16 protein-coding genes and 1 tRNA gene are annotated in these 21,397 nt (G+C 67.7%); 10 read left to right on the top strand and 7 right to left on the bottom strand.

The window, feature by feature from the left end:
- Positions 1 to 43 precede the first annotated feature (43 nt).
- From kdpA to AE618_RS17255, 6 genes are all read left to right on the top strand, one after another.
- Positions 44 to 1,747 carry a potassium-transporting ATPase subunit KdpA gene (gene kdpA / locus AE618_RS17280; protein ID WP_054210492.1) on the top strand — a complete coding sequence of 568 codons (1,704 nt, stop codon included), beginning with the start codon at positions 44 to 46 and terminating at the stop codon, positions 1,745 to 1,747.
- 60 nt (positions 1,748 to 1,807) lie between these two features.
- Entirely contained in the window at positions 1,808 to 3,880 is a 2,073-nt protein-coding gene (kdpB, locus tag AE618_RS17275; RefSeq protein ID WP_054210301.1) for a potassium-transporting ATPase subunit KdpB, read from the top strand.
- Between the two features lie 25 nt (positions 3,881 to 3,905).
- On the top strand, positions 3,906 to 4,508 hold the full coding sequence (locus AE618_RS17270) for a K(+)-transporting ATPase subunit C (RefSeq protein WP_054210300.1): 603 nt from the start codon (positions 3,906 to 3,908) through the stop codon (positions 4,506 to 4,508).
- 61 nt (positions 4,509 to 4,569) lie between these two features.
- Positions 4,570 to 7,272, top strand: a complete 2,703-nt coding sequence (locus tag AE618_RS17265; RefSeq protein WP_054210299.1) for a sensor histidine kinase — start codon at positions 4,570 to 4,572, stop codon at positions 7,270 to 7,272.
- The gene (locus tag AE618_RS17260) at positions 7,269 to 7,958 is read left to right on the top strand and encodes a response regulator transcription factor (RefSeq protein WP_054210298.1); all 690 of its coding nucleotides are present in this window, start codon (positions 7,269 to 7,271) and stop codon (positions 7,956 to 7,958) included. Before AE618_RS17265 ends, AE618_RS17260 begins: the two co-directional genes overlap by 4 nt.
- On the top strand, positions 7,955 to 8,443 hold the full coding sequence (locus AE618_RS17255) for a PTS sugar transporter subunit IIA (RefSeq protein ID WP_248310917.1): 489 nt from the start codon (positions 7,955 to 7,957) through the stop codon (positions 8,441 to 8,443). Before AE618_RS17260 ends, AE618_RS17255 begins: the two co-directional genes overlap by 4 nt.
- Before the next feature lie 153 nt (positions 8,444 to 8,596).
- Here the strand turns inward: AE618_RS17255 and AE618_RS17250 are convergent, their stop codons facing one another.
- The 7 genes from AE618_RS17250 to AE618_RS17220 all read right to left on the bottom strand — a co-directional run bounded on the left by AE618_RS17250 (position 8,597) and on the right by AE618_RS17220 (position 15,975).
- Positions 8,597 to 8,857, bottom strand: coding sequence for a formate dehydrogenase subunit delta (locus AE618_RS17250; protein ID WP_054210296.1), 261 nt, complete (start codon positions 8,855 to 8,857; stop codon positions 8,597 to 8,599).
- Positions 8,854 to 9,696 carry a formate dehydrogenase accessory sulfurtransferase FdhD gene (fdhD, locus tag AE618_RS17245; protein ID WP_054210295.1) on the bottom strand — a complete coding sequence of 281 codons (843 nt, stop codon included), beginning with the start codon at positions 9,694 to 9,696 and terminating at the stop codon, positions 8,854 to 8,856. Before fdhD ends, AE618_RS17250 begins: the two co-directional genes overlap by 4 nt.
- The gene (gene fdhF / locus AE618_RS17240) at positions 9,683 to 12,577 is read right to left on the bottom strand and encodes a formate dehydrogenase subunit alpha (protein WP_054210294.1); all 2,895 of its coding nucleotides are present in this window, start codon (positions 12,575 to 12,577) and stop codon (positions 9,683 to 9,685) included. Before fdhF ends, fdhD begins: the two co-directional genes overlap by 14 nt.
- A gap of 10 nt (positions 12,578 to 12,587) precedes the next feature.
- Positions 12,588 to 14,159, bottom strand: a complete 1,572-nt coding sequence (locus AE618_RS17235; protein WP_054210293.1) for a formate dehydrogenase beta subunit — start codon at positions 14,157 to 14,159, stop codon at positions 12,588 to 12,590.
- A complete protein-coding gene (locus AE618_RS17230; RefSeq protein WP_054210292.1) occupies positions 14,156 to 14,689 on the bottom strand; it encodes an NAD(P)H-dependent oxidoreductase subunit E in 534 nt (177 codons plus the stop codon). The genes AE618_RS17235 and AE618_RS17230 overlap by 4 nt, the downstream gene beginning before the upstream one ends.
- Positions 14,690 to 14,909: 220 nt before the next feature.
- On the bottom strand, positions 14,910 to 15,824 hold the full coding sequence (locus AE618_RS17225; RefSeq protein WP_054210291.1) for a LysR family transcriptional regulator: 915 nt from the start codon (positions 15,822 to 15,824) through the stop codon (positions 14,910 to 14,912).
- Positions 15,825 to 15,885: 61 nt separating this feature from the next.
- Positions 15,886 to 15,975, bottom strand: a tRNA-Ser gene (locus AE618_RS17220).
- A gap of 107 nt (positions 15,976 to 16,082) precedes the next feature.
- Between AE618_RS17220 and AE618_RS17215 the strand changes: the two genes are divergently transcribed.
- From AE618_RS17215 to AE618_RS17200, 4 genes are all read left to right on the top strand, one after another.
- Positions 16,083 to 16,478 carry a PetM family of cytochrome b6f complex subunit 7 gene (locus AE618_RS17215; RefSeq protein WP_248310916.1) on the top strand — a complete coding sequence of 132 codons (396 nt, stop codon included), beginning with the start codon at positions 16,083 to 16,085 and terminating at the stop codon, positions 16,476 to 16,478.
- A 101-nt stretch (positions 16,479 to 16,579) separates the two neighbouring features.
- On the top strand, positions 16,580 to 18,118 hold the full coding sequence (locus AE618_RS17210; protein ID WP_054210290.1) for a YifB family Mg chelatase-like AAA ATPase: 1,539 nt from the start codon (positions 16,580 to 16,582) through the stop codon (positions 18,116 to 18,118).
- Between the two features lie 109 nt (positions 18,119 to 18,227).
- Positions 18,228 to 20,327 (top strand): ATP-binding protein, encoded by a 2,100-nt coding sequence (locus AE618_RS17205; protein ID WP_082365382.1) that lies wholly within the window; start codon positions 18,228 to 18,230, stop codon positions 20,325 to 20,327.
- A gap of 103 nt (positions 20,328 to 20,430) precedes the next feature.
- Positions 20,431 to 21,390: a GNAT family N-acyltransferase gene (locus AE618_RS17200; protein ID WP_082365357.1), complete on the top strand. Its 960-nt coding sequence runs from the start codon at positions 20,431 to 20,433 to the stop codon at positions 21,388 to 21,390.
- The last annotated feature ends 7 nt before the right edge of the window (positions 21,391 to 21,397 follow it).

The raw sequence follows: 21,397 nt of genomic DNA, 5'->3' as shown, positions 1-21,397 counted from the left end.
CACGCGCAATGCCCGGAAAGCCACAGCCATGATTCTCAACGGCATGACTCTCAACGGATGGATCCAGATCCTCGCCTTCTGCGGGATCGTCGTTCTGCTCGTGAAACCGCTCGGCGGCTTCATGACGCGCGTCTTCAAGGGCGAGCGCACCCTGCTCTCGCCGGTCATGGGACCCGTCGAGCGCGCGCTCTATCGCCTCGCCGGCACGAGCGAGCGCGAGGACCAGCACTGGACGACCTATGCGGCCGGCATGCTGTTCTTCAACCTCGCCGGCTTTCTCGTGCTGTACCTCCTGATGCGGCTTCAGGACGTGTTGCCGCTGAACCCGCAGGGCATGGCGGCGGTCGGTCCCGAACTGGCCTTCAACACCTCGGCCAGTTTCGTCACCAACACCAACTGGCAGAACTATGGCGGCGAGAGCACGATGTCCTACCTGACCCAGATGGTCGGACTCACCGTGCAGAACTTCCTCTCGGCCGCCACCGGCATCGCCATCGCGGTCGCGCTGATCCGTGGCTTCGCCAGGGCCTCGGCCAAGTCGATCGGCAATGTCTGGGTCGATATGACCCGTGCCACCCTCTACGTCCTGCTGCCTCTCTGCATCGTCCTGACGCTCGTCTATGTCGCACTCGGCGTGCCGCAGACGCTCGGGTCCTCCATCGAGGCGACCACGCTGGAAGGCGTCCAGCAGACGATCGCCGTCGGCCCCGTCGCCTCGCAACTCGCGATCAAGATGCTCGGCACCAATGGCGGCGGCTTCTTCAACGCCAATTCCGCCCATCCTTTCGAGAACCCCGACGCGATCGTCAACCTGATCCAGATGGTCTCGATCTTCGCCATCGGCGCCGCGATGACCAATGTCTTCGGCCGCATGGTCGGCAATCAGCGGCAGGGCTGGGCGATCCTGTCCACCATGGGCGTGCTGTTCCTGGCCGGTGTCGCCATCTGCTACTGGGCGGAAGCCGCCGGCAACCCGCTGGTCCACGCGCTGGGCCTCCAGGGCGGCAACATGGAGGGCAAGGAGGTCCGCTTCGGCATCTCGCTCTCGGCGCTGTTTGCCGTCATCACCACGGCTGCATCCTGCGGCGCGGTCAACGCCATGCATGGCAGCTTCACAGCGCTGGGTGGCCTGATTCCGCTGATCAACATGGAGCTCGGCGAGATCATCGTCGGCGGCGTCGGCGCCGGCTTCTACGGCATCCTGCTCTTCGTCGTGCTCGCGGTCTTCGTCGCCGGCCTGATGGTCGGCCGCACGCCGGAATATCTCGGCAAGAAGATCGAGGCCACGGAGGTCAAGATGGCGGTCCTGGCCATCCTCTGCCTGCCGGCGGTCATGCTGATCTTCACGGCGATCGCGGTTGTCCTGCCGAGCGCGGTCGCCTCGGTCGGCAACGCCGGCCCGCACGGCTTCTCCGAGATCCTCTACGCCTACACCTCGGCGGCGGCCAACAATGGCTCGGCCTTCGGCGGACTCTCCGGCAACACGCCCTGGTACAACATCACCATCGGCATCGCCGCGCTGATCGGGCGCTTCATGATCATCATCCCGGCCCTGGCGATGGCAGGCTCGCTCGTGGGCAAGAAGACAGTGGCCGCCTCGGCCGGCACCTTCCCGACCGACGGGCCGCTCTTCGTCGGGCTGCTGGCCGGCGTGATCCTGATCGTCGGCGGCCTGACCTTCTTCCCGGCGCTGGCCGTGGGGCCGATCGTCGAGCATCTCGCAATGCTGCTCGGCCAGACCTTCTGACGGTGCGGCCATGACCGACCGGTCCCGCTGCTCTCAAACATTCACGCTGGAGTCTCTCTCATGAGCCCGTCCAAATCCGCGAGCATCCTGGACACGCGCATCCTCGTCCCCGCGCTGGGCGGTGCCGTCCGCAAGCTCGATCCAAGCAGCCTCGCCCGCAACCCGGTGATGTTCGTCGTCGCCGTCGTCTCGGCTCTGACCACCGTGCTGTTCCTCAGGGATCTCACGACCGGTGGAGCCAGCCTCGGCTTCTCCTTCCAGATCGTCATCTGGCTCTGGTTCACCGTGCTCTTCGCCAATTTCGCAGAAGCCGTCGCCGAAGGGCGCGGCAAGGCGCAGGCCGAGTCGCTGCGGCGCACCCGCACCGAAACCCAGGCCAAGCTTCTCTCCGGCGACGACCGTGCCAAGTTCAGGATCGTGCCGGGCAACAGCCTGAAGGTCGGCGACGTCGTCATCGTCGAGGCGGGCGACATCATCCCCTCCGATGGCGAGGTCATCGAGGGTGTCGCCTCGGTCAACGAAGCCGCCATCACCGGCGAATCGGCCCCGGTCATCCGCGAATCCGGCGGCGACCGTTCGGCCGTCACCGGCGGCACGCAGGTCCTGTCCGACTGGATCCGCGTCCGTATCACGGCAGCCGCCGGCTCGACCTTCATCGACCGGATGATTTCGCTGGTCGAGGGCGCCGAGCGCCAGAAGACCCCCAACGAGATCGCTCTCAACATCCTGCTTGCGGGCATGACGCTGATCTTCGTGCTGGCGACGGCGACGATCCCGAGCTTCGCCTCCTATGCCGGCGGCTACATCCCTGTGATCGTGCTCGTCGCGCTGTTCGTCACGCTGATCCCGACCACGATCGGCGCGCTGCTCTCCGCCATCGGCATCGCCGGCATGGACCGTCTCGTGCGCTTCAACGTGCTGGCGATGTCGGGACGTGCCGTCGAGGCGGCCGGCGACGTCGACACGCTCCTGCTCGACAAGACCGGCACGATCACGCTGGGCAACCGCCAGGCGACGCAGTTCCGTCCGGTTCGCGGCGTCACCGAGCAGGAACTGGCCGATGCGGCGCAACTCGCCTCGCTCGCTGACGAGACCCCCGAGGGCCGCTCGATCGTCGTGCTCGCCAAGGAGACATACGGCATTCGCGCCCGCGACATGGCGAGCCTGCACGCGACCTTCGTGCCCTTCACCGCCCAGAGCCGGATGAGCGGCGTCGATCTCGACGGCTCCTCGATCCGCAAGGGCGCCGTCGAGGCGGTGCTGAAACATGTCGATGCGGGCGCCGTCGCGACGGGCAGCACCCGCGCCAGCGGCGAAACCATCCGCGAGATTCAAGGGATCGCCGACGAGATCGCCAAGGCGGGCGGCACCCCGCTCGCCGTGGTCAGGGACGGCCGCCTGCTCGGCGTCATCCACCTCAAGGACATCGTCAAGGGCGGCATCAAGGAGCGCTTCGCCGAACTGCGCCGCATGGGCATCCGCACGGTGATGATCACCGGCGACAATCCGATGACGGCGGCTGCGATCGCGGCCGAGGCCGGCGTCGATGATTTCCTCGCCCAGGCGACGCCTGAGAACAAGCTCGCCTTGATCCGCGAGGAGCAGGCCAAGGGCAAGCTCGTCGCCATGTGCGGCGACGGCACCAACGATGCGCCGGCACTCGCCCAGGCTGATGTCGGCGTCGCCATGAACACCGGCACGGTCGCGGCGCGCGAAGCCGGCAACATGATCGATCTCGACAGCGATCCGACCAAGCTCGTGGAGATCGTCGAGATCGGCAAGCAGCTCCTGATGACGCGCGGCGCGCTGACGACCTTCTCGATCGCCAACGACGTCGCCAAGTATTTCGCCATCATCCCGGCGATGTTCCTGGCCTTCTATCCGCAGCTCGGCGCGCTCAACGTCATGGGCTTGCAGACGCCGCAGAGCGCCATTCTCTCGGCGATCATCTTCAATGCGCTGATCATCGTCGCCCTGATCCCGCTCTCGCTGAAAGGTGTGAAGTATCGGCCCGTCGGCGCCGGCGCCCTGCTCAGCCGCAACCTGCTCATCTACGGGCTCGGCGGCATCATCGTTCCCTTCGTCGGCATCAAGGCCATCGACATGGCCATCAGCGCCATCGGTCTCGTGTAATCGGCCTCGTCTAAAGGACCGCCCCATGCTCAAGCAAATCCGCCCCGCGATCGTCATGATCATCGCGCTTACCGTCATCACCGGCCTGGCCTATCCGCTGGGGATGACCGGCCTCGCCCAGGCGCTGTTCCCGCGCCAGGCCGCCGGCAGCCTGATCGAGAAGGACGGCAAGGTGATCGGCTCCTCGCTGATCGGCCAGAACTTTACGGGCGAGCGCTACTTCCACGGCCGCCCCTCGGCCACCTCGGCGGCCGATCCGGCCGATGCCTCGAAGACGGTAGACGCGCCCTACAATGCCGCGAACTCCGTCGGCTCCAATCTTGGCCCGACCAGCCAGAAGCTGATCGACAGGATCAAGGACGATGTCGCGACGCTGAAGGAGAGCAACCCGGGCGCGCCGGTCCCGATCGATCTCGTCACGACCTCGGGCAGCGGTCTCGATCCGCATATCACGCCGGAGGCTGCCTATTTCCAGGTCGCGCGGGTGGCCAAGGCGCGCAGCCTCGACGAGGCCTCGGTCAAGGCGCTGGTCGACAGCCATGTCGAGGGGCGCAAGCTCGGCCTGCTGGGAGAGCCCGTCGTCAACGTGCTCGCGTTGAACCTCGCGCTGGATCGCAGCGCCCGCTAACAATCGCTTTCCGAGGCATCGCGACGATGCCCCGGAGAGTCCCACCGGACGTTGAAAGCCGATGCCCGACGACATGCGCGAGACCAGGAGCCGGCCCTCGCCGGATGCGCTGCTCGAAAGCGCGGAGCGCGAGGACCGGGGCCGCCTGAAGATCTTCCTCGGCGCGGCTCCCGGCGTCGGCAAGACCTATGAGATGCTGCTGTCGGGGCGGGCGCGCAAGGCCGATGGCGTCGACGTGGTCATCGGCGTGGTCGAGACCCATGGCCGCCAGGAGACGGAGGCTCTGGTCGAGGGCTTCGAGATCATTCCCCGCGTCAGCGTCGCGTATAAGGACCGCCGGCTCGAGGAAATGGATATCGACGCCATTCTGGCGCGGCGCCCGGCGCTCGTCCTCGTCGATGAACTGGCCCACACCAATGTCACCGGCAGCCGCCACCCCAAGCGCTATCTCGATGTCCAGGAGCTTTTGTCTGCCGGCATTGACGTCTACACCACCCTGAACATCCAGCATGTCGAGAGCCTCAACGACGTCGTGGCGCAGATCACCCGCATCCGGGTGCGCGAGACGGTGCCGGACTCGATCATCGACCGGGCCGACGATGTCGAGATCATCGACCTGACGCCCGATGATCTGATCAAGCGCCTGCATGACGGCAAGGTCTACCTGCCCAGGACCGCATCCCGGGCGGTCGAGAACTATTTCTCGCCGGGCAACCTGACGGCCCTGCGCGAGCTGGCGCTGCGCCGCACCGCCCAGCGCGTCGACGATCAGCTCCTCAGCCATATGCAGGCCCATGCCATCCCCGGCCCCTGGGCGGCGGGCGACCGGGTCCTGGTCTGCATCGATGAAGGACCGCGCGGCGCCTCGATGGTGCGCTACGCCAAGCGCCAGGCCGACCGCCTGCGCGCTCCCTGGGCTGCGCTCCACATCGAGACACCGCGCTCCGCGGGCATGGCCGAGCCGGGGAAGGACCGTATCGCCGCGAGCCTGCGCCTGGCCGAGCAGCTCGGCGGCGAGGCGATCACGCTGCCCGGCCAGTCGGTCGCCAGCGAGGTCATCCGCCATGCGGCGGCCAACAACGTCACCCACATCGTCATCGGCAAGCCCGCCAAGGCGCGCTGGCGCGAGCTCTTCGAGGGCTCGGTCTCGCATGAGCTGATCCGCCAGGCCGGCGACATCAGCGTCCATGTCATTTCCGGCAATGAGCGGGACGTGCAGGCCTCGCGGCCAATGACCGCGGCCGAGCCGGAACGCTTCCAGATCTGGCCGTATCTCTGGAGCACGGTCCATGTCGGTCTGGCGCTGGCCTTCGGCACGCTGCTCTTTCGCGTGCTGGACGTGCGCAACATCGCGCTGGTCTTCCTGATGGCGGTGCTGGCCTCGGCGCTGCAGTCGGGGTTGCGGCCGGCGCTATTCGCCTCGGTGCTGAGCGCGCTGGCGTTCAACTTCTTCTTCCTCGAGCCGCGCTACACCTTCACGATCAGCGACCCCGAAAGTGTGATCGCGCTCGGCTTTTTCCTCGGCGTCGCCGTGGTCGCCAGCAACCTGACCGCGCGCGTCCAGCGTCAGGCCACGGCGGCGCGACAGCGCGCCCGGACGACGGAAGACCTCTATTTGTTCTCGAAAAAGCTGGCCGGCACCGGCACGCTCGACGACGTGCTCTGGGCCACGGCCTATCAGATCGCCTCGATGCTCAAGGTCCGCGTCGTGATCCTGCTGCCCGAGGACGGCACGATTGCGGTGCGCGCCGGCTATCCTCCTGACGATACGCTGGTCGATGCCGACATCGCCGCCGCCCGCTGGGCCTGGGAGCATGACCGGCCGGCCGGGCGCGGCGCCGACACCCTGCCTGGTGCGAAGCGGCTCTATCTCCCCTTGCGCACCGGCCGCATGGCCGTGGGCGTTATAGGGCTCGATGACGATCGCCAGGGCCCCTTGCTCACCCCCGAGCAGCAACGGCTGCTCGACGCGCTGGCGGACCAGGCGGCGGTGGCGATCGAACGCATCCAGCTCGTCGCCGATGTCGACCGGGCCAGGCTCGCGGCCGAGGCCGACCGTCTGCGCTCGGCGCTGCTGAGCTCGATCTCGCATGACCTGAAGACGCCGCTCGCGGCGATCATGGGCGCGGCCGGAGCCTTGCGCGACTACCCCGATGAGATCCCGCCGGCCGATCGCATCGATCTGCTCGCGACCGTCAATGACGAATCGGAAAGGCTCTACCGCTTCATCGCCAATCTGCTCGACATGACGCGGATCGAATCCGGCGCGACCCAGCCAAACGCGTCCCTGCAATATCTCGGCGACATCGTCGGCACGGCGCTGCGCCGCGTCGCCAAGATCGCGGGCCAGCATAGGATCGAGACCGATTTGCCCGCCGATCTGCCGATGCTGCGGCTCGATCCCGTTCTGTTCGAGCAGGTCCTGTTCAATCTCATCGACAATGCGGCGAAATACGCGCCGGCCGGCTCGACCATCCGCATTCAGGCCTGGGCCGATGACGGCCGGCTGGAGCTGCAGGTGCTGGATGAGGGGCCGGGCATCCCGCCCGCCGACCTCGAGCGCATCTTCGACAGCTTCTACCGCGTCGACAAAACCGACCATGTCCGTGCCGGGACGGGGCTTGGCCTGTCGATCTGCCGCGGCTTCGTCGAGGCCATGGGCGGGACCATCGCCGCCGGCAACCGGGCCGATCGCTCCGGCTCGGTCTTCACCATCACGATGCCCGTTCCGCCCGAGGCCCTCAATCTGGAAGAGATGTCATGAGTTCGACGGTGAAGGTCCTGATCGTCGATGACGAGCCGCCGATCCGGCGCTTGCTCCGCGTCGGCCTCGGCACCGAAGGTTATGCGATCAGCGAGGCCGGCAATGCGAAGGACGCGATCGAGCAGGTCAAGCTCGACCGGCCGGACCTGATCCTGCTCGATCTCGGCCTGCCCGACATGCCCGGCCATGATCTGCTGCGCCGCTGGCGCGAGGAACACGTCGACCTGCCGATCCTCATCCTGTCGAGCCGTACTGACGAGGCAGGCATCGTCAAGGCGCTCGAGCTCGGCGCCGACGACTATGTAACCAAGCCCTTCGGCATGAAGGAGCTGGTCGCGCGCATCCGCGTCGCCCTTCGCCACAAGCTGCAGGAGCAGGGTGAAAAGCCGGTCTTCCAGACGGGCGAGCTCTCGGTCGATCTGGTCAAGCGGATCGTCACGCTGGCCGGCAAGGAGATCAAATTGTCGCCGAAGGAATACGACATCCTGCGCCTGCTCGTTCAGCACGCCGGCAAGGTGCTGACCCATCAATATCTGCTGAATCAGGTCTGGGGCGCATCGACCGACGTGCAGTATCTGCGCGTCTATGTGCGCCAGCTCCGCCAGAAGCTCGAACGGATGCCGGATCAGCCGCAATACATCACGACGGAGACAGGGGTGGGCTACCGGCTCCGCGAGATCGAATGAACGATCCCACAGAAAAGCCGGCCACAGCGAGTGCGGATATGAAGGCGTCGGATTTCGTCGGTCCCGGGAATGTCGTTCTGGGCCTTGCCGCCCCCTCCAAGGCCAAGGTCATCGAAGCGATCGCCAAGCAGGCCGGGGCAGCGCTCGGCATCCCCGACAGCGTCATTCTCGATGCCCTGATGCGACGAGAAAGCCTGGGCTCGACCGGCGTGGGCGATGGCGTCGCGATCCCGCATGCGCCGGTGCCGGGGCTGGCCAGGCCGGTCGGCTGGCTGGCGAGCCTGGCCAGGCCGATCGACTTCGACGCGATCGACGCAGGCCCGGTCGATATCGTCCTCGTCCTGCTGACGCCGGTGCAGACGCACAGGGAGCACCTGAACGTCCTCGCCTGCCTGGCCCGGCGTCTGCGCTCGCAAGAGGTTCTTCAGGGCATCAGGGCCGCCAGCTCGGCCGCGCAGCTGCATGAAGCCCTGGTCGGCCCGTAGGCGAGCGGACGGTTGCAACGTCTGCTTCGCGTGGACGGTGCGCTGCGCCGGCGACGATGACAGCCGTATTGTGCCGTTCGGTCGGCCGACGATCGACCGAAATCCCGTGACGACGCCCGACAGCTTGCCGCCTTCATCGACGAATTCCGAGCGCTATTGGCCCGCCGCAGGCCTGATGCGTGCCAGGGCCGCTCTCGCGAGAGGGTGAAGCTCGCCTGAACCGGCATCGAACGCCGCGAGGAAATCCTGGCGCATGCGCCGGCTCCAGAACTCGTTGATATGGGCAGCGATCGCCGGCACCGCCTGCTCTTCCGGGTAGGATTTGAAATAGTCGGCGATCTGCCCGGCCATGTGACCGAGCCTGGCGAGATTGGCCGATTTGACTGCCTCGGGATCGTGATAATCGTGGCTCATCGTGCCTGGGCCTCCAGGTGTTCGGCGAGTTCACCGGCAAAGAGGATCGCGGCATCGCCGCGGGCGACGGAGATGAGCGTCAGGCCGAGCCGCTTCGCCCGCTCGATCGCAAGCGAGGTCGGCGCCGAGATCGAGACCAGCGTGCCGGCGCCGAAGATCGCGGTCTTCTCGATCATCTCGAAAGAGGCGCGGCTGGTGACGAGGACGAAGCCCTCGCTGGCGTCGTGACCGGCCCGGAGCCGCGCCCCGATCAGCTTGTCGAGGGCGTTGTGCCGGCCGACATCCTCGCGCGCCGCCAGGATCTTCCCCGTCGCGTCGCACCAGGCGGCGGCATGGACCGCGCGCGTCAGCCGGTGCAGCGGCTGGTGCCGATCCAGCGCGGCGAGTGCGGCCTGGATGGCGTCCGGCGGAATCGGCCGATGCTGCCGCTCGTCGGCACCGGCCATCGGCATCTCGGCCAGGGTCTCGATGCCGCAGAGCCCGCAGGAGGTCCGCCCCGACAGGTTGCGCCGGCGCGCCAGGTGGTCGCGGAAGCGGCCGGGCGCGAGGTCGACGGTGACGACGATGCCGTCGGCCTGCGGCGCGACGGAAATCCCCCTGATCTCGTCGACGCTGCGGACGATGCCCTCGGTCAGGCTGAACCCGGCGACGAAATCCTCGAGATCGGACGGCGTCGCCATCATCACCGCATAGGGCATATTGCCGTAGACGATGTTGATCGGCGCCTCGACGGCGACCTCGGCCACCGCCGCAGGCGCGGGGCCGGCGCCGAAGCGCACCGGCTCGGCCGTGACGGAGAGCGTCGCCGGGGGCTGGGCCGGTGGGCTATTCCGCGGCATCGGCCAGGTTCCCCGCGCTCTTGCCGGCGATGCGCCGCAGCGAGACGTCCTCCTCGCGGTTCTTCTCCTGCCATTGCGAATAGTAGTTGGTCCGCCGCACCTCGACCGCCGTCACCTTGTATTCCGGGCAGTTGGTCGCCCAGTCCGAATAATCGGTGGTGATGACGTTGGCGCCGGTCTCGGCATGGTGGAAGGTGGTGTAGACCACGCCCGGCTGCATCCGCTCGGAGACCTCGGCCTTGAGCGAGATATCGCCGGAGCGGCTGGCGAGCGCGACGAGATCGCCCGATTTGATGCCGCGGTTCTCGGCATCGAAGGGGTGGATCTCCAGCACGTCCTCGTCATGCCAGGTCGAGTTGGCGGTGCGCCGCGTCTGCGCGCCGACATTGTATTGCGACAGGATGCGCCCGGTGGTCAGGATCAGCGGGAAGCGCGCGCCGGTGCGTTCTTCGGTCGGCACGAATTCGGTCAGCATGAAGCGGCCCTTGCCGCGCACGAAATGGTCGACATGCATCAGCGGCGTGCCGAAGGGCGCCTTGTCGTTGCAGGGCCACTGCACCGAACCGAGCTTGTCGAGCGTCGCATAGCTGACCCCGGCGAAGCTCGGCGTCAGCAGCGCGATCTCGTCCATGATCTCAGCCGGATGGGAATAGGGCATCTCGTAGCCGAGCGCGCGGGCGAGATCGATCGTGACCTGCCATTCGGCCTTGCCCGAGAGCGGCTCCATGACCTTGCGCACGCGGTTGATGCGGCGCTCGGCATTGGTGAAGGTGCCGTCCTTCTCCAGGAAGGACGAGCCCGGCAGGAAGACATGGGCGTATTTCGCCGTCTCGTTCAGGAAGATGTCCTGGATGACGACGCATTCCATCGCGGCGAGGCCCGCCGTGACATGCTGGGTGTTGGGGTCGGACTGGGCGATGTCCTCGCCCTGGATGTAGAGCCCCTTGAAGGTGCCGCCGACGGCCTCGTCGAGCATGTTGGGGATGCGCAGGCCGGGCTCCATGTCGAGCGAGACGCCCCATAGCGTCTCGAAGATCTGGCGGGTGCCCTCGTCCGAGACATGGCGGTAGCCGGTGAGCTCATGGGGAAACGAGCCCATGTCGCAGGCGCCCTGGACGTTGTTCTGGCCGCGCAGCGGATTGATGCCGACGCCCTCGCGGCCGATATTGCCGGTCGCCATGGCGAGGTTCGCCATCGCCATGACGGTGGTCGAGCCCTGGCTGTGCTCGGTGACGCCGAGCCCGTAGAAGATCGCCCCGTTGCCGCCGGTGGCGTAGAGCCGCGCCGCCGCGCGGACCTCGTCGGCCGGCACGCCGGTGAATTCCGCGCTCGCCTCGGGCGAGTTGACCTCCTGCGCGATGAAGCGGGCCCAGATCTCGAAATCGGCGAGGTCGCAGCGCTCGCGGACATAGGCCTCGTCGATCAGGCCCTCGGTGACCACGACATGGGCGAGCGCATTGACCAGCGCGACATTGGTGCCGGGCTTGAGCTGCAGATGGTGCTCTGCCTTGATGTGCGGTGACTTCACGATATCGATGCGGCGCGGGTCGGCGACGATCAGCTTGGCGCCCGCCCGCAGACGCTTCTTCATCCGCGAGGCGAAGACCGGGTGGCCGTCGGTCGGATTGGCGCCGATGACGAGGATGACATCGGCCTTCTCCACCGACTTGAAGTCCTGGGTGCCGGCGGAGGTTCCAAGCGTCGTCTTCAGCCCGTAACCGGTCGGCGAATGGCAGACGCGGGCGCAGGTATCGACATTGTTGTTGCGGAAGGCGGCGCGCACCAGCTTCTGGACGAGGAAGACCTCCTCGTTGGTGCAGCGCGACGAGGTGATCGCGCCCAGCGATTCCCGGCCATATTGGGCCTCGACCCGGCGGAATTCCGAAGCCGCGTGGCCGATCGCCTCCTCCCACGACACCTCGCGCCAGGGATCGGTGATCTTGGCGCGGATCATCGGCTTGGTGATGCGGTCCTTATGGGTGGCGTAGCCATAGGCGAAGCGGCCCTTGACGCAGGAATGGCCCTCATTCGCCTTGCCGTCCTTGTAGGGCACCATGCGAACGATCTTGTCGCCCTGCATCTCGGCCTTGAACGAGCAGCCGACGCCGCAATAGGCGCAGGTCGTGATCTTGGAATGCTCGGGCTGGCCCATCTGGATGACGCTTTTCTCCATCAGCGTCGCCGTCGGGCAGGCCTGCACGCAGGCGCCGCAGGAGACGCATTCGGAGCCGAGGAAATCGGTCGGACCGGCGGCGACGCGCGAATCGAAGCCCCGTCCGGTGATGGTCAGCGCGAAGGTGCCCTGCACCTCCTCGCAGGCGCGGACGCAGCGATTGCAGACGATGCATTTCGACGGGTCGTAGGTGAAATAGGGGTTCGAGGTGTCGAGCCCGAGCCAGTTCTCGTTGGCGAGGCCGTCCTTGCCCTTGGCGAAGACGTGGTTCTCGCCCTCATAGCCGTAGCGCACCTCGCGCAGGCCGACCGCGCCGGCCATATCCTGCAATTCGCAATCGCCATTGGCCGAGCAGGTCAGGCAGTCGAGCGGGTGGTCGGAGATGTAGAGCTCCATCACGCCCTTGCGCAGTCCGTGGAGCTGTTCGCTCTGGGTGCGCACGACCATGCCATCCTCGGCCGGCGTTGTGCAGGAGGCGGGCGTGCCGCGCCGCCCCTCGATCTCGACGAGGCAGAGCCGGCAGGAGCCGAAGGGCTCGAGCGAATCGGTGGCGCAGAGCTTGGGGATCTTGGTGCCCACGCTCATCGCGGCGGCCATCACAGAGGTGCCGGCCGGCACCGTGACGCTCTCGCCGTCGATCGTCAGCGTCACCGTCTTGTCGGCGATGCGGATCGGCGTGCCGAAATCGATTTCCTTGATCAGGCTCATGATGGCCTCCTCATTCCGCGGCCATGGGAAGCGCGGGTCGATCGAAATCCTCGGGGAAGTGGTTCAGTGCGCTCAGCACCGGCATCGGCGTCAGCCCGCCCATCGCGCAGAGCGAGGCGTCGGTCATCAGCTTGGAGAGGTCGCGCAGCACGGCGAGGTTCTTCGGGCGCTCGGTCCCGGCGATGATGCGGTCCATCACCTCGACGCCGCGCGTCGCGCCGATGCGGCAGGGCGTGCACTTGCCGCAGCTTTCCTTGGCGCAGAACTCGAAGGCGAAGCGGGCCTGCTTGGCCATGTCGACGCTGTCGTCGAAGACGACGATACCGCCATGGCCGAGCATGGCGCGCATCGCCGCCAGCGCCTCGTAGTCCATGGCGACGTCGAGCTGCGCCGCCGTCAGATAGGCGCCGAGCGGCCCGCCCACCTGCACGGCCCGGATCGGCCGGCCCGAGAGGGTGCCGCCGCCCATGTCCTCGATGATCTCGCGCAGGCTGATGCCGAAGGCGAGTTCGATCAGCCCGCCGCGCTTGACGTTGCCGCCGAGCTGGACCGGCAGCGTGCCGCGCGAGCGGCCGAGACCATAATCGGCATAGGCCTGCGCCCCGTGATCGAGGATCCAGGGCACGGCGGCGAAGGACAAAACGTTGTTGACGATGGTCGGCTTGCCGAACAGGCCCTGCAGCGCCGGAATCGGCGGCTTGGCGCGCACCAGCGCACGCTTGCCCTCGAGGCTTTCGAGCAGCGAGGTCTCCTCGCCGCAGATATAGGCGCCCGCCCCCAGCCGTACTTCGAGGTGGAAGGCGTGGCGGCTGCCGAGCACGGAATCGCCGAGGATGCCGGCGCCCTGCGCCTTCAGGATCGCGCGCTGCAGCGTCTTGAACGCATGCGGATACTCCGAGCGCAGATAGATGTAGCCACGCGTCGCGCCCACCGCGATGGCGGCGATCGTCATGCCCTCGATCAAAAGGAAGGGGTCGCCTTCGATCAGCATCCGGTCGGCGAAGGTGCCGCTGTCGCCCTCGTCGGCATTGCAGACGATGTATTTCTGCTCCGCCCGGGCGTTCTGTACGGTCTTCCACTTGGTCCCGGTGGGAAAGCCGGCACCGCCGCGCCCGCGCAGGCCCGAGGCCCGCACCGCCTCGACGACGTCGTCGGCGGACAGCGCCAGCGCCTTCTCCAGCCCGGCGACACCGCCATGCGCTCGGTAGTCCGCCAGCGAGAGCGGGTCGGTGACGCCGATGCGCTCGAAGGTGAGGCGCTGCTGGCGCTTCATCCAGTCGAGCTCCTCGGTCAGGCCGAGCCGCAGCGCATGGCTGCCGCCGGACTGGAAGTCGGCATCGAAGAGCCCGGCGACATCCTTGCCCGCGACCGGCCCATAGGCGATCCGGCCGGCCGGCGTCTCGACCTCGACCAGCGGCTCCAGCCAGAGCATGCCGCGCGAGCCGTTGCGGACGATCTCGACGGCGAGGCCGCGCGCCTGCGCCTCGCGGGCAATGCCCCGGGCGACGGATTCCGCCCCGACGGAGAGCGCCGCGGCGTCGATCGGCACGAAGATCCTGATGGTGTCGGGAGAAAGCGTCATGAACGAACTCCCGCATCCGTGCACAGCTCCGCGAGGCGGTCGGAGTCGAGCCGCCCGATCAGTTCGCCATCGACGAGCGCCGACGGCCCGAGCGCGCAATTGCCGAGGCAATAGACCGTCTCGACCGTGACATCGGCAGCATGGGAGTGGTCATGGCCACAGTCAGGACCATGGGTATGACCGTGGGAAGCTCCATGGCCGTGCCCATCGACCGCAATGCCGTGGCGATGCGCCAGGTCCTGGACCAGCGCCTCGCAGCCGAGCGCCTGGCAGGCCTCGGCCCGGCAGAGCTTGATGACGCGGCGGGGCGGTGGGCTGGTGCGGAAATCATGGTAGAACGAGATCGTGCCATGGACCTCGGCGCGCGACAGGTTCAGCGCATCCGCGAGCAGCGGGACGACCTGCGCATCGACATGGCCGAACTCCTCCTGCAAGGCGTGCAGGATCGGCAGCGCGGCACCTTCGAGATGCACCAGTCCAGCGATGATCGAGCGCGCGCTGTCCTGGTCCCAGGCTGGATATCCGGTCATCGTTCCTCCATCCGACGCGGTTTGCCCACGCTGCTTTCGGAGAAAGTCGGCCCATACTGGAATGATTTCAAATCGTTTGTTTCGACCATATGATAGTCGGTGACTATCAAAAACGGTCTGCTGCTGCACGAAACCGCTAACGGGCCAGTGAAAGCCTCTGCTTATCGCAGCGTTCCATGATGCGCTCTGACGGAGCGCCGAGGCTGGCGATAGGTCTCGGCTATCCCGCCTTGCTGCGCCGCGGCAGCACGGCCTCGGTGACCGGCTGCGACATCGTCAGGAGATGGCGGGTCAGCGGCGCGAAGGGCTGGCGGTCGGCCACGATCAGTCCGATCGAGCGCTTGGCCTCGGGCTCGACCAGGGGCAGCGCCTTGGTTCCCAGCGGCACGCCGAAGAACTCCAGCAATTGCCGCGAGACGATGCTGGAGACGCCCTGGATGCCGGCATGCGAACACAGGTTGAAGATCGAATTGGTCTCGATCGCCGGCTTGGGCATGACGCCGACCGAGCGGAAGATGCCGTCGATGATTCGCCGGTTCTGCATGTCGGAGGTGAGGAGGCAGAGCTTGAGCTGGCCGGCCTGCGCCCAGGAAATGGTTTCCAGGCCGCCGAGCGGGCCGTCCTCCCGCGTCAGCAGCACATAGGCTTCCTGGTAGATCGGCTTGGCGATCACCCGTTCGAGCGGCTCGTTGTCGAGATAGGTCAGCCCAGCATCGATCTCGAAATTGTCGATCCGCTGCTGAATGTCCGACGAGGTCAGCGACAGCACGGTCAGCGAGACGCCGGGGTAGCGGGCGCAGAACGGCGCGGTGATATGCGCGACCATCGGCAGCGCGGTGGGGACGGCGCCGAGCCGGATGCGGCCGCTGACGCCCTCCTTCAGCTCGGCGATCGAGTCCTTCATCAACTCGGCCTCCGCCAGCATCCGGCGGGCATGGGCCAGCACGGCCTCGCCTTCCTTGGTGAGCCCCTGGAACCTGCGCCCGCGCTCGACGATGAGCACGCCGAGTTCTTCCTCGAGCTGGACGATCGCCGCCGACAGCGTCGGCTGGGAGACATGGCAGGCTTCGGCGGCGCGGCGGAAATGCTTCTCGCGGGCCAATGCGTCGAGATAGACCAGTTGGCGTAGTATCATGCCCCGACGCCCTCAAGCGCGTCCGCCTTCGCGCTGCATGGTTGAGAGGTTGAGAACGTGCTGGCGGACAGGGAGGGATTCGAACCCTCGATACGGTTTCCCGTATACACACTTTCCAGGCGTGCGCCTTCAACCACTCGGCCACCTGTCCGGCGCGCTGCTTATGACCGTCGAGCCGGCTTCTTTCAAGAGCGTTCTGGTGCCCGTCGACAGATGCCGTGAAAACGGCGGCTGACATGGTTGCAAAGCCGCAGGCGAATGGGCACATCGGCCCGACGATCGGTGGGCGAAGCGGGCGATCGGCTGCGCGGGATCGACGAGGACGGACGGATGGTGCGGTTTCTGCTGCGGCTGCTTGGCTACATCATCATCGCGGCGGGATTCGTCTCGCTCGTCATCGATGGCGCGCGCTCCATCGCCAATTCCTCTCTGCAGTACACGCCATCGGGCCTGGTGCTGTCGACGCTGTTCGGCGAGCGCATGGCCGCATGGCAGCCTCTGATCGAGCGCAAGCTCCACCCGCTGCTGTGGGACCCGGTGATGGTCAACCTGTTGCTGGCGCCTGCTGCGCTCATCGCTTTCCTGCTCGGCTTCCTGCTGTTGAAGCTCGGCACGCCGCCCGAGCCCAAGATCGGGATCCTCACGAGGCGGTGAATATCGGCGGAAGCGCATCGGTTGTTCGCTTGGGTTCCTGATCTGTTCTTGCGTCTGCCCGTAAGCTCGGCTAGCCTCCCCTGGGTCATGGGGTGGTGCTGATGGTGACGCGGGTCGCGACGGTGGCGTTCGAGGGCATCGAGGCGCGCGCCGTCGACGTCCAGGTCCAGGTCACGCCCGGCGGGGTCGCCTTCATCCTGGTCGGATTGCCCGACAAGGCCGTCGGCGAGAGCAAGGAGCGCGTCCGGGCCGCCTTGATCGCATCGGGTCTCGCGCTGCCGGCCAAGCGCATCACCGTCAATCTCGCCCCGGCCGACCTGCCAAAGGAAGGCAGTCATTACGACCTGCCGATCGCGCTCGCCGTGATGGCGGCGATCGGCGCGATCCCCGCCGACGCCCTGGCCGGCTACACCGTGCTGGGCGAGCTCGCCCTCGACGGTTCGATCACGGCGGTGGCCGGCGTGCTGCCGGCGGCGATCGCCGCCTATGGCCGGGGCCAGGGACTGATCTGCCCGCAGGCTTCCGGCTCCGAAGCCGCCTGGGCTGCCGCCGACATCGACATTCTCGCGCCGCGTTCGCTGATCCAGCTCGCCAACCACTTCAAGGGCACGCAGGTGATGGCCAGGCCGGAACCTGCGGTCGCCAGGCAATCGGGCCCGTTGCCCGATCTCGCCGACATCAAGGGGCAGGAAAGTGCGAGGCGCGTGCTCGAGATCGCGGCGGCTGGAGGTCACAACCTCCTGATGAACGGCCCGCCCGGTGTCGGAAAATCGATGCTGGCGAGCCGGCTGCCCTCGATCCTGCCGCCGCTCACCCCGCGCGAACTGCTGGAGGTCTCGATGGTTTTGTCCATCGCCGGCCACCTTGCCGATGGCGCGCTGACCGACCGGCGCCCCTTCCGCGCGCCCCATCACTCGGCCTCGATGGCAGCCCTCGTCGGCGGCGGCTTGCAGGCCAAGCCCGGCGAAGTCTCGCTGGCGCATCACGGCGTGCTCTTCCTCGACGAATTGCCGGAGTTCCAGGCCCAGGCGCTCGATGCGCTGCGCCAGCCGATGGAGACCGGCGACGTGCTGATCTCGCGGGCCAATCACCGCGCCGTCTACCCGGCCCGTTTCCAGCTCGTCGCCGCCATGAACCCGTGCCGCTGCGGCAAGGCGACCGAGCCCGGCTTCGCCTGCCGCCGCCAGCAGAACGAGCGCTGCATGGCGCAGTACCAGAGCCGCATCTCCGGCCCGATGCTGGACCGCATCGACATCGCGATCGACGTGCCCGCCGTCACCGCCGCCGATCTCATCCTTCCGGCGGCGAGCGAGGGATCGGCGCAGGTCGCGGCTCGCGTCGCGGCGGCGCGGCGCCTGCAGACCGCCCGCTTCGAGGCGCTGGGGCTGCCCAACATCGCGACCAACGCGGCCTGCCCGGCGCCGGTGCTGGATGAGATCGCGAGGCCCGACAATGCCGGCCTGTCGCTGCTGCGCGATGCCGCCGACGCGATGCGCCTGACCGCGCGCGCCTATCACCGCGTGCTCAAGGTGGCGCGCACGCTGGCCGATCTCGACGGCGAGGCGAAGGTCGGCCGCATCCATCTGGCGGAGGCCTTGTCCTATCGCTCGCGCGGCGACCAGATGGCGCAGGCGGCCTGATCCGCCGCTGGCCAGCCGCGGCGCAAGGTTAACACATCGCCGCACGCGATCCGTCAAATGCGCGGTTTCGCCCAACGGTTCTTCAATCGACAGCTGCTAGATGGGGATGATGGATCTTCTCTCATCCCCCTGGCCCGCGCTTGCCGTGGTGGCGCTGGCGCTGTTTGCAGGCGTCGCTGCCGTGACGTTGCTGCGGCAGCGGGACCGCATCGTCCGCCAGGCGGCGGAACTGGCTGGCGATGTCGAGCAGCTCAACGATCGCCTCTGGGCACTGGCCGACAGCGAGGAGCATTATCGCAGCCTGATCGAGGCGCAGGGCGATCTGATCGTGCGCCGCGATGGCCCCCGGATCGTCTACGCGAATGGCGCCTACGCCGCCCTGCTCGGTCTGAACGAGGCGGAGGTCGTCGGTGCGGTCGCCGTGCCGCGGCTGGTGGCCTGCCGCCCCGCTCTGGCGCTGGACGGCGGCGCCCGCGTGTTCGACGAATGCCTGGCGACGCCCGATGGCGAACGCTGGATCTCCTGGGTCGAGACCGTCGTGCCGGTGGCGCTTGGCAAGACGGTGCTGCAGCGTGTCGGCCGCGACATCACGGCGCGGATCGCGGGTGAACAGGAACTGGTCGAGGCCCGCGCCCGTGCCGAGAGCGCCAACGAGGCGAAATCGCGCTTTCTCGCCACCGTCAGCCACGAGTTCCGCACCCCGCTCAACGGCATCCTCGGCATGGCCGATCTGCTCGGCGACACCGGCCTCGATCCGGAGCAGAAGACCTATGTTCGCGCGCTCCGGACCTCCGGCGAGGCGCTGCTCGGTCTCGTCGACGACATCCTCGACTTCGCCAAGGTCGAGGCTGGCAAGCTCGAACTGGCGAGCGAGCCTTTCGATCTCGCTTTGCTGCTGGAGACGGTCTCGGAGCTGATGGCGCCCCGCGCCCAAGCCAAGGGCATCGAGCTCGCCGCCCATCTCGCGCCGGACCTGCCGACGCATCTGATCGGGGACCGCGACCGGCTCCGGCAGATCCTGCTCAACCTGGTCGGCAACGCGATCAAGTTCACCGATCAGGGCGGGGTGGGCATCCGCATCGGCCGCGATGGCGGCATGGTCGAGATCGTCGTGGCCGATACCGGGCCGGGCGTCCCGGAGGACCGCCGTCAGGCGATTTTCGAGGAGTTCGAGCAGGCCGACGATTCCGCCGCGCGCCGGCACGAGGGCACCGGGCTCGGCCTCACCATCGTGCGCCGGCTCGCCGTGCTGATGGGCGGCTCCGTCGGCGTCGAGAGCAGGGAAGGCGAGGGCGAGGCAGGCAAAGGCGCGCTCTTCCGCGTCCGCTTGCCCCTGCCGGTTGCTGGAGACGCCGTGGCGCCTGCTCCGCCGGACTGGCGGGGCAAGCGCGTGCTGATCGTCTCGGGCGCCCCTTTCGGCGCTGGCTTTCTCCAGGAAACCATCGCGGCGACAGGCGGTGTCGCCATGCTGGCGGCAGATGCCGCCACGGGCCTGTCGCTGTTGCGCAGCAATGCGTCCTACGACGCCGCCCTGATCGACCAGGCGATCGGTCGCGAGGCGGCGACGATCCTGGCCGAAGCCGCCCGCGCCGCCGGGGTGGCCGACTGCCTGATCATGCTGTCGCCGCTGGAGCGCCGCCAGTTCGGTTCGCCGCGCGACGCCGGCTTCACCGGCTTCCTCGTCAAGCCCGTGCGGGCGCGCTCGCTTTATGAGCGGCTCTCGCCCCGCCCCGCTCCGGTGGCGCCGGTCACCGAGATGTCCGGCCCCGGCCCGTCCCAGCCGCTGCGGCCGCGGCTCACCGTGCTGGTGGCCGAGGACAACGAGATCAATGCGCTGCTCGTCACGCGGACCCTGGAGCGCTTCGGCTGCGCGGCGATCTGGGCGCGCGATGGCCGGGAGGCGCTGGCGGCCGTCTCGGCCTGCCTCGACGCGACCGGCCCGTCCTTCGATCTGGTCCTGCTGGACATCCGCATGCCGGAGCTCGATGGGCTGGCCGTGGCGCGCGCGGTCCGTGCGATGGAGCGCGATCGTCCCGGCCGGGCGCGGTTGCCGCTGGTCGCGGTCAGCGCCAATGTCGCGGCAGGAGACCGGGCGGCCGCGTTCGCCGCAGGGATGGATGATTGCCTGGCTAAGCCTCTCGATCGCGTAGCCCTCCAGCGCTGGCTCGACAGGGTCGTAGGGCCGCGGACGCTGACGCTTTCGGCCTGAGGCACCGTCACCGCTCCGACGCAGTTCTGTCGCGATCCTGTCAGACATCGGGCGCAAAGAGTCCCGATTGCCAGAATTGGCGGCCGGTGGAACAAGACGAGCCATGGCACGAAACCTCCACGGATACCCGGCTGAGCCGGCTCGGCATCAGCCGGTGGGGAGCCTTCTGTTCGCGCGCTTCTCGCCGTTGAAGCTGATCGCCGGCGACACGGTCCGCCGCCTCGCTCGCCCATCCGCCGCAGCCGATCCGCTGTCGGGCACGCTCGGCCGCTCGGGGTCGCTCGAGGTCAGGCTGGCGCGCGGGCCGAGCGAGATCTGGCGGGCGCAGCGCCTGCGCTACCGCGTGTTCTATCAGGAGATGTCGGCCAAGCCCGACGTGGTCTCGCGCATGTTCCGCCGCGACGCCGACCGGTTCGACGCGGCTTGCGACCATCTGCTCGTCATCGACCATGCCGCGCGCGGCCGCTTCGGCGGCGTCAAGCCGAAGATCGTTGGCACCTACAGGCTGATGCGCCAGAGTGCGGCGGCCCGGCTCGGCGGCTTCTATACGCAGGGCGAATTCGATCTCGCGCCGATGATCGCCGCGCATCCCGGCCAGCGCTTCCTCGAACTCGGCCGCTCCTGCGTGCTCGAACCCTACCGCAGCAAGAAGACGGTCGAGCTGCTCTGGCACGGCATCTGGGCCTATATCCGCCACCACCGCATCGACGCGATGTTCGGCTGCGCAAGCTTCGACGGCACGGACCCCGATGCGCTCGCCTTGCCGCTGAGCTTCCTGCATCACCATGCGAACTCGGCGGGCGAATGGAGCGCGGCCGCGCGTCAGGAGCGCCATGTCCCGATGGATCGTTTGCCGGCGGAGATGGTCGACGCCAAGCTCGCGCTGAAGCAGATGCCGCCCCTGATCAAGGGCTATCTGCGGCTCGGCGCCCGCTTCGGCACCGGCGCCGTCGTCGACCGTCAGTTCGGCACCACCGACGTGCTGGTCATCCTGCCCGTGGCGGCGATCGACCAGCGCTATGTCGCCTATTACGGCGACGAGGGGCAGCGCTACGCGGCGTGACGAGCCT

Source organism: Allobosea vaviloviae (genome assembly GCF_001298265.1).
Classification (GTDB): Bacteria; Pseudomonadota; Alphaproteobacteria; order Rhizobiales; family Beijerinckiaceae; genus Allobosea; species Allobosea vaviloviae_B.
The sequence above is the reverse complement of the archived record's forward strand: the minus strand, read 5'-3'. Positions and strand labels throughout refer to the sequence as shown.